This window comes from Myxacorys almedinensis A, from assembly GCF_010091945.1.
GTDB classification, from domain to species: domain Bacteria; phylum Cyanobacteriota; class Cyanobacteriia; order Leptolyngbyales; family Leptolyngbyaceae; genus Myxacorys; species Myxacorys almedinensis.
The window spans coordinates 20,747-28,104 of record NZ_WVIE01000040.1 but is presented as its reverse complement, the minus strand read 5'-3'; the positions used below and the strand labels follow the sequence as shown (position 1 = coordinate 28,104).

9 protein-coding genes and 1 pseudogene are annotated in these 7,358 nt (G+C 48.3%); 5 read left to right on the top strand and 5 right to left on the bottom strand.

All coding sequences use genetic code 11. The annotated features are described in order from the left end of the window. The 3 genes and pseudogenes from GS601_RS21370 to purS form a co-directional block, all read right to left on the bottom strand. Positions 1–314 (bottom strand): annotated as a pseudogene (locus GS601_RS21370) (photosystem II q(b) protein); the annotation flags it as partial. A gap of 585 nt (positions 315–899) precedes the next feature. After that, complete coding sequence (purQ, locus tag GS601_RS21365) at positions 900–1,598, bottom strand: phosphoribosylformylglycinamidine synthase subunit PurQ (RefSeq protein ID WP_162425319.1); 699 nt, start codon at positions 1,596–1,598, stop codon at positions 900–902. A gap of 97 nt (positions 1,599–1,695) precedes the next feature. After that, the gene (purS, locus tag GS601_RS21360) at positions 1,696–1,968 is read right to left on the bottom strand and encodes a phosphoribosylformylglycinamidine synthase subunit PurS (RefSeq protein WP_202925264.1); all 273 of its coding nucleotides are present in this window, start codon (positions 1,966–1,968) and stop codon (positions 1,696–1,698) included. 264 nt (positions 1,969–2,232) lie between these two features. Between purS and GS601_RS21355 the strand changes: the two genes are divergently transcribed. From GS601_RS21355 to GS601_RS21340, 5 genes are all read left to right on the top strand, one after another. Continuing rightward, entirely contained in the window at positions 2,233–2,628 is a 396-nt protein-coding gene (locus tag GS601_RS21355) for a Fur family transcriptional regulator (protein ID WP_162425318.1), read from the top strand. 81 nt (positions 2,629–2,709) lie between these two features. Then, positions 2,710–3,033: a 2Fe-2S iron-sulfur cluster-binding protein gene (locus GS601_RS21350; protein WP_162425317.1), complete on the top strand. Its 324-nt coding sequence runs from the start codon at positions 2,710–2,712 to the stop codon at positions 3,031–3,033. Positions 3,034–3,048: 15 nt separating this feature from the next. Next, complete coding sequence (locus tag GS601_RS23025; RefSeq protein ID WP_202925263.1) at positions 3,049–3,222, top strand: hypothetical protein; 174 nt, start codon at positions 3,049–3,051, stop codon at positions 3,220–3,222. Continuing rightward, positions 3,215–4,270, top strand: a complete 1,056-nt coding sequence (locus tag GS601_RS21345; protein WP_162425316.1) for a DUF3326 domain-containing protein — start codon at positions 3,215–3,217, stop codon at positions 4,268–4,270. Before GS601_RS23025 ends, GS601_RS21345 begins: the two co-directional genes overlap by 8 nt. A gap of 131 nt (positions 4,271–4,401) precedes the next feature. Next, positions 4,402–4,980: a CPBP family intramembrane glutamic endopeptidase gene (locus GS601_RS21340; RefSeq protein WP_338017105.1), complete on the top strand. Its 579-nt coding sequence runs from the start codon at positions 4,402–4,404 to the stop codon at positions 4,978–4,980. Positions 4,981–5,015: 35 nt separating this feature from the next. On the opposite strand, the gene GS601_RS21335 is transcribed toward GS601_RS21340, so the two are convergent. Together GS601_RS21335 and GS601_RS21330 are read right to left on the bottom strand one after the other, a co-directional pair. Continuing rightward, on the bottom strand, positions 5,016–5,177 hold the full coding sequence (locus GS601_RS21335) for a hypothetical protein (protein ID WP_162425315.1): 162 nt from the start codon (positions 5,175–5,177) through the stop codon (positions 5,016–5,018). Positions 5,178–5,305: 128 nt separating this feature from the next. Then, positions 5,306–7,300: an ArsA family ATPase gene (locus GS601_RS21330; RefSeq protein ID WP_238393431.1), complete on the bottom strand. Its 1,995-nt coding sequence runs from the start codon at positions 7,298–7,300 to the stop codon at positions 5,306–5,308. Positions 7,301–7,358: the final 58 nt, after the last annotated feature.

Sequence of the window (7,358 nt, the reverse complement as noted above, 5' to 3'; positions counted from 1 at the left end):
CACTCATCGAGGGAGGCGGCTTCCCAAATCGGGTAGAAGTGCAAGCCGATGGCGTTGGAGGACGGCACCACAGCACCCGACATAATATTGTTGCCAAATAGCAAAGAACCAGCCACGGGTTCCCGGATGCCGTCGATATCCACTGGGGGGGCGGCGATGAAGGCGATGATGAAGCAGATGGTCGCCGAGAGGAGGGTCGGGATCATCAATACCCCAAACCAACCGACATAAATCCGGTTGTCGGTAGAGGTGACCCAGCCACAGAAGCGATCCCACACATTGCCGCTCTCGCGTCTTTGTAATGTTGTGGTCATGATTTTAATGATTACTGAAGAAACAACAAATGATGTTAGGCAAATCTGGTTTGATGAATAAATGATTTACCTAGCGTTATTTTATTGACATTTATCTTTAATTTTCTAGGGGATAAACGCTAAATTTTGTTAACTGTTTCTATTGACTATATTCTATAAAAATCAACCATATTCAAATCTGACTCTATCCTTTGTAAGATATATTAATTTCTGTTAAAACCTGCGCTGGCTTTCCCGCTCTCAAAGTCAGTCAGTTCGTTTGTAATTTAAATCTTTGAGATGTAATGTTACTGATGCTAACGTTTCTTTACGAAAACTGTTCATTTTACTTTACGAAGTTTAGTTTCGGGAATATAAGAGCAGTATTAAATCTCCAGATTTTTGAAGCATTTTCTCCATCGCAATCCCTATTCTGTGACGCTAAATCGTAGAACAGTGCTGTTTCTGACCTCAATCAAGTAAGAACTATTTTTCGTTTACAAACATTATTAATTAGCGAGTAGCCTCTCTCATCAGGAGAATGCGAACTGCGATCGCTGAACTTTCTAAACTTTTTACACTCTGCTAACTTGACATCTCTACAGTTCAAGCTAGAGCAGGCATGGCTCTCAACAATCCTTCAAATAATGCCATACCATCAACGCAACCCAACGCCTCGTCAGCAGCCCGTTCTGGATGAGGCATCATGCCCAAAACATTGCCTTGGCGATTGCAAATGCCTGCAATATTGTGGAGAGAACCGTTAGGATTGCTTTCTGGTGATGGGTTTCCCTGGGCATCGCAATACCGAAAAATTACCTGCTCGTTGTCTTCTAGCTCTTTTAAGGTAGTTGCATCGGCATAGTAGCTGCCTTCTCCATGGGCGATCGGAATCGTGATGACTTGCCCTTTTTCGTAGCCCTGCGTCCAAAACAGGTCGTTGCGCTCGACTCGCAAAGGGGCGCGATCGCAGATAAAATTCAAGTTTCGGTTTCGCACCAAGGCTCCGGGTAACAATCCGGCTTCGGTCAACACCTGAAACCCATTGCAGACGCCTAGAACAGGCTTTCCGGCTCTGGCATGGTGAATCGTAGATTGCATGACTGGCGAAAAGCGAGCGATCGCACCACAGCGCAAATAGTCTCCGTAGCTAAAGCCCCCCGGAATCACAACAATATCAATGTCTGATAAGTCACTTTCTTCGTGCCAAATCAAGCGAGTGGGCTGATTTAAAATGCCTTGCGTGACCCAAACTAGGTCGCGATCGCAATTCGATCCTGGAAAAACAATGACCCCAAATTTCATCTTTTTTCGGCGGTAGTAAGGGTGTAGGAGCGATTAGAAGTAATGAGTAGAAGTAGCGAAATTGCGAACTCTACACGCTGGTTAAATTATGGTTAAATTACACACTGGTCAAATCAAAACGATAATTTTCAATAACCGGATTAGCTAATAATTCATCACAAATTCGATCTAATTGTTGACGGGCGGCAGTTTCGTCATCCGCAGTCAACGTTACTTCTACATATTTACCAATTCGCACTTGATCCACATTGGTGTACCCCAGATGGGAAAGACCAGATTTTACTGCTGTGCCTGCGGGATCTAAGACCGAAGGACGAAGAGTAACATAGATCTGAGCATGGTATTTCTGAGTCACAACAGTGTTAGTCATAAGAGGTAGTCATAAGAGGGCGCGTTCTAAATGGTATAGCTTTTTATTCTAAATCCACCAGCAACCTGACGCGCAGCCCTGACTGGCTGACTCCCATGACCGGCTGACCCCTATCGTGAAACAGAGCATCCGGATTGCCCTAGAGAGCGATCGCAGTTTTTCACTCTGCTGTTTTTAGTCCATCAGCGCCAATTCTTAAAAACTCTCATAAACCCTCTAAACTCTCTAAATATCAAGCCTAAGACTGTTTACTTTACCTCTGTTATGAAAGCACAACGAACCCGCAGCCAAGATCGCATCCTCACCGTTCTAAAAACCCTCAGCAAAGAAATCTCAGCCCAGGATCTTTACATTGAGTTGCGTAATCGGGAACAGTCGATGGGCTTGGCAACGGTATATCGGTCGTTAGAAGCACTAAAACTAGAGGGAATGGTGCAGGTGAGAACACTCTCTAACGGTGAAGCGCTCTATAACTTGATTCAAGAAGATCGGCATCATCTTACCTGTTTGCGGTGCGGGCGCTCTATCCCCATTGATGAATGCCCAGTGCACGATCTTGAACATCAGCTTCACACCTTGCATCAGTTCAAAATTTACTACCACATGCTGGAATTTTTTGGACTGTGCGATCGCTGTCAAAACGAAGAACTAAACACCTAACCAGAGCAAGCAAAATCCCCAATAGATGCCACCCCGATTCTTTTACAATAGGGTCTAGGAATACACGCGCAGCATGTTCAAATGACGAATACTCACACAGTCGAAATTTTGCACAACGGGCAAACCCACGTCATTGAAGTTCCAGACGATCGCACCATTTTAGAGGTCGCCAACGAAGAGAAAGGCTTGAATTTGCCCAGTTCTTGTACCGCAGGCGTCTGCACAACCTGCGCCGCCTTGATCACCGAAGGAACTGTCGATCAATCCGATGGGATGGGCGTCGGGGCAGAGTTGCAGGAAAAAGGCTATGCCTTGCTCTGTGTGGCGTATCCGCGATCAGCCATCAAACTACAAACCAACCAAGAAGAAACGGTGTATCTGCTTCAGTTTGGGCAGCAGGGATAATTGGGAGACGAGTTGATGACCATACATTTTATCACTGCCGAAATTAGCCTCGAAGCCTCTTCTGTTGACCTCATTCCCGCGATCGAAGCGGCGCTACAGAGTTGGGGAGAGCCGTTGCGTTGGGCAATTACCACCATCGATCCCAACACACACATGGCAACCGTTGAAGCTGTTGTCACCTGTGCCTAAGCCCTACACGGTTGTTCTCATCGTTCCGACGGGGATTGGGGCTTCGATTGGCGGCTATGCTGGCGATGCATTGCCTCTAGCACGCGCGATCGCGGCAATGGGCGATCGCATCATCACTCATCCCAATGTGCTCAACGGCGCGCAACTGTACTGGAACTTACCCAATGCCCTCTACGTAGAAGGCTTTGGACTCGATCAGGTGGCGGCGGGGCGATGGGGATTGCGCCCAGTTCGCCAAAATCGCATTGGGATAATTTTGGATCAGGGTATTGAGCCAGAACTGAAGCGACGCCATCTGCAAGTCGCGGATGCTGCACGAGCCACGTTAGGGTTGACGTTAACTGAGTATGTTGTGACCGATCAGCCTCTAAACGTGACCTTAAAAACATCTGCATCGGGCGCAACCTGGGGAACCATCGAGCATCCCGATAGCTTGCTGCGAGCGGCAGAGCACCTGATTCGTCAAGCCGGGGCAGATGCGATCGCGGTGGTTGCCCGGTTTCCCGACGACACCAGCAGCGCCACCTTGCAGCAATATCGTCATGGTCAGGGTGTCGATCCGTTAGCGGGAGCCGAAGCGGTGATCAGTCACCTAATTGTGCGGACGTTTCAACTCCCCTGTGCTCATGCACCTGCGCTTTCTCCGTTGCCGCTTGACCCTGACCTCTCCCCCAAATCGGCAGCCGAAGAGTTAGGATACACCTTTTTGCCTTGCGTCTTGGCAGGGCTGAGTCGTGCGCCTCAGTTTGTGACAGGCAATCCTGATCGTCACGATATTTGGGCAGATCAAATTGATGCGATCGTGGTTCCAGAATCCGCCTGTGGAGGAAGCGCGGTGATGAGCCTCAGCCAGTCTAAAACTCGAATTATTGCGGTGAAGGAAAATTTGACAAAAATGCAGGTTCCACCCCAAGCTTTAGGGATCAGCGCGACTACAGTGGCTTCTTATTTAGAAGCGATCGGGGTGATGGTCTGCGATCGCGCAGGCATCGACCCTGCTGCACTTAAATCAGATATGTTGCCTTTGGCAGCACTGCACCTACCCTAAAGAAGTACCTCTTTTTAGAAAGCTCTGCACGCAGATAAGGGGATCAAAGAGGAACAGGTGCTCATGCTCTGTAGGATTCTTGAGTCTTGAGCTATACTGTGAACCTCATTCCTCTTTAATATTTATTTCCCGTGGCTGAGCAAATTCCCGATAGACCTGAAACGGAGCCTCTCACCCGGATGCAAGTTCTTATTGCAATGGGTGTTACAGCCGTTGTTTTGTTACTCATTGCCAAAGGTTGGATATACTTTGGCTCCGTCACTTTAATTCCCATTACATTTTCTTTTCAAGCTATTCTGCTAGGTGTTGCTCTTGGCTTAGCCATTACTGTTGCAAGTTCTATTAGCTACTACGTGTGGGAAGCATATCGCCGGAGCGCAGATTATTATTTAAAGTTAGTGCTTAAACCGCTTCTACTACCTGATCTTATTTGGCTTGGTTTGCTTCCTGGGCTGAGCGAAGAACTCCTATTTCGAGGCGTAATGTTGCCAGAATTTGGCTTGAACCTTGAGGGCATTTTGATCTCTAGCTTGTGCTTTGGCGTTCTTCACATGAATGGCTTAAAGCAATGGGCGTATATTGTCTGGGCAACTGTGATTGGCATAGTACTAGGCTACAGCGCAGTTTGGACTGGCAATCTTTTAGTGCCGATCGTGGCTCATGTTTGCACCAATTTTATTGCAGGATGCGCCTGGAAACTACGGGACTAGTAAACCGCAAAAGGTATACGCCATCTGGCTTCGAGTTAGAGCACGAGGGGCAAGGCAGAGATAGCTGACGCGACGCCAACCCACAGCACAAACCGTTCAAGGTCAAAGTCATCTAACGCTGTTTTGATCTCAACCATGACGCTCATCAGGGCGACAAGCACGAACGGCAAAATCAGAGCATAACTGAGTATTGGCATCTTTGTATCCTCAATTGCATTGTTGCCATCATGCGATACCCGTTGCCGACAAAACTCTCTCTTAAGTTCGGTGTTTTTCCGGTCTCACCTCCCCCTCAATTAACAGTAGATCAGGTCTGTCTACTGACCTAGTTGATTTGTTCCTCCTGATCGTGAAACAGCAGGGAGGCAGCCATCTCGATCTGCTTAAAGGGCACATTTCTTAGGGAATTGTGAGAAACGTTGATTAGTTTTGGCAAAACAGGCAAACTCACGATCGTTTGGTTTGGAAAAAGCTGGGGATCAAAACGGTGCTCTGGTTCAAATCGATTGTTGACGATGTAGCGCTGAGGCACCCCCAGCGATCGCAAGGCTTCGGTTAGGCGTTGTGTTTCGGCGAGAACAGCCGACTTTGCCTGACACACCCCAATAAATTCGGTGTGCTGAGGATCTTGTAATTGCTTTTGGGCTTGCATGACGCGCTGACGCAACGTTCTTAAACGCCCCATAAATTCCGTCCGTCCTAAAACATTTTGATATTTGATCCAGAGCCTGAATATCCAGGTGAGCCAATCTCCTAAGGCGGTGGGCATTTCTAGAAAACGGAGTAAATGACCCGTTGGAGCGGTATCTAGAATAATCAGATCTTGCTCCTTAGATTCAAGCCGCTTCATCACCTCGATAAGAGACAGCATTTCATCGATTCCGGGCAGGGCTTGGGAAACGATTCTGCGCCACGCTTCAGGGCTGTAAGCTACCCGCATCGCCAGATTGGGGCTAGTGGTTTCGCCGCTCATCATAGTGGCAAGTTCCCACAAATAGTCTTCTCGAAACTGATCGAGTACTTGCTTTGCATCAAGTTCTTGAGCGCTCAGATTTGAGGTGATCTCGGTCGGGTCGTGCCCAAGGTAGGTGCCCAAGGCATCGCCTAACGAGTGAGCCGGATCGATCGAAATAACACAGATTTTACGATCGCGGTGACGGTGTGCCATGCCAAGTGCGATCGCAGCCGCAACAGTTGTTTTGCCAACACCGCCTTTCCCACCGATCAAAACGAGCTTCCGTCCTTCTGCGATAAAATCGCTAAATCCTGGCAGAATCGGTTCGGGGATGCGACTTTCAACAGTTATAGAAATCAATGGCGCCGCGTCTGCCATGCGAATCTGAGTCATCAGGCTGTCTAGGGCTTTACTGCCAACGGGTTCAAGCGGTTGCTGGGGCACAAGCAGCATGGCAGGAACGCTCAATTCTAGAAATTTGCAAATCAGCGTTTGTTGATCGCTGTATTGGTTTACATCGCTTGTGCTGTCTACCACTTGGTTGATCAGCAGCCCACCGACAGGAATGGCAAGGGTTTTGAGAGAACGCAAGAAGCGCTGAGTTTCAAGCAGACTCATCCACTCTGCGATCGCAACTACGAGGCAGGCAGTCTGGGTCTGATCGTGCAACCATTGCCGACCATTCATCAAGTCAGCTTTCATCTCTAGCAAGAACCAATCAACCTCATCGGGCACATAACGCCCCATAAACGATTGACTAATCACTTGATGCTTTTCTTGGAATAATTCTAGAGCCGCCAGAAATTCATCCAAAAAATCCATCAGCCCAAACAGCGCCAACGTATGACCGCTCGGAGCCATATCCACCACGATGCGATCGACCACTTTTTCTCTGAGCAATCGCTGAATTTCTAACACGCCCATCAGTTCATTGAGACCGGGCCAACTCAGATCCCACACTGGCGATAAATCTCCTTTTTCAACGAAACTTCCCCGCTCAACCAAGAGTTCGAGAATCGTTCCATACTTCGCTTTAAAGTCTTGTAGAAGTTTGTCGGCTGCGATCGCTCTGAGCGATAAATTTGGCAAGTCTTCCAGCGCGATCGCCGTGTTGCTCACCTCGACTTGCAACACATCCGCGATCGAATGGGCAGGATCAGTAGACAGCAGCAGAATGCGTTCGTTGGGAAATTGCTGCGCCCAATGCCGTGCAAATCCGCTCGAAAGGGTAGTTTTGCCTACTCCACCTTTGCCGCTAACCATCATCAGTCGCAGCCCATCAAACTGGCTCTTATCAAACTGGTGCTGATCAAACTGATTCATAGTGCCACTCTTGCCTGCTTGAGATACTGTTTTGTGCCGCATCGTTCATCCCCACGCTTTGGGCACACTTCTGGGTGTAGTCTTCCCTATCTCGCAAAGA

Coding starts and splice junctions, on each gene's coding strand:
- purQ (WP_162425319.1), bottom strand. CDS start 1,598: ATGAAATTTGGGGTCATTGTTTTTCCAGGATCGAATTGCGATCGCGAC.
- purS (WP_202925264.1), bottom strand. CDS start 1,968: ATGACTAACACTGTTGTGACTCAGAAATACCATGCTCAGATCTATGTT.
- GS601_RS21355 (WP_162425318.1), top strand. CDS start 2,233: ATGAAAGCACAACGAACCCGCAGCCAAGATCGCATCCTCACCGTTCTA.
- GS601_RS21350 (WP_162425317.1), top strand. CDS start 2,710: ATGACGAATACTCACACAGTCGAAATTTTGCACAACGGGCAAACCCAC.
- GS601_RS23025 (WP_202925263.1), top strand. CDS start 3,049: ATGACCATACATTTTATCACTGCCGAAATTAGCCTCGAAGCCTCTTCT.
- GS601_RS21335 (WP_162425315.1), bottom strand. CDS start 5,177: ATGCCAATACTCAGTTATGCTCTGATTTTGCCGTTCGTGCTTGTCGCC.
- GS601_RS21330 (WP_238393431.1), bottom strand. CDS start 7,300: ATGCGGCACAAAACAGTATCTCAAGCAGGCAAGAGTGGCACTATGAAT.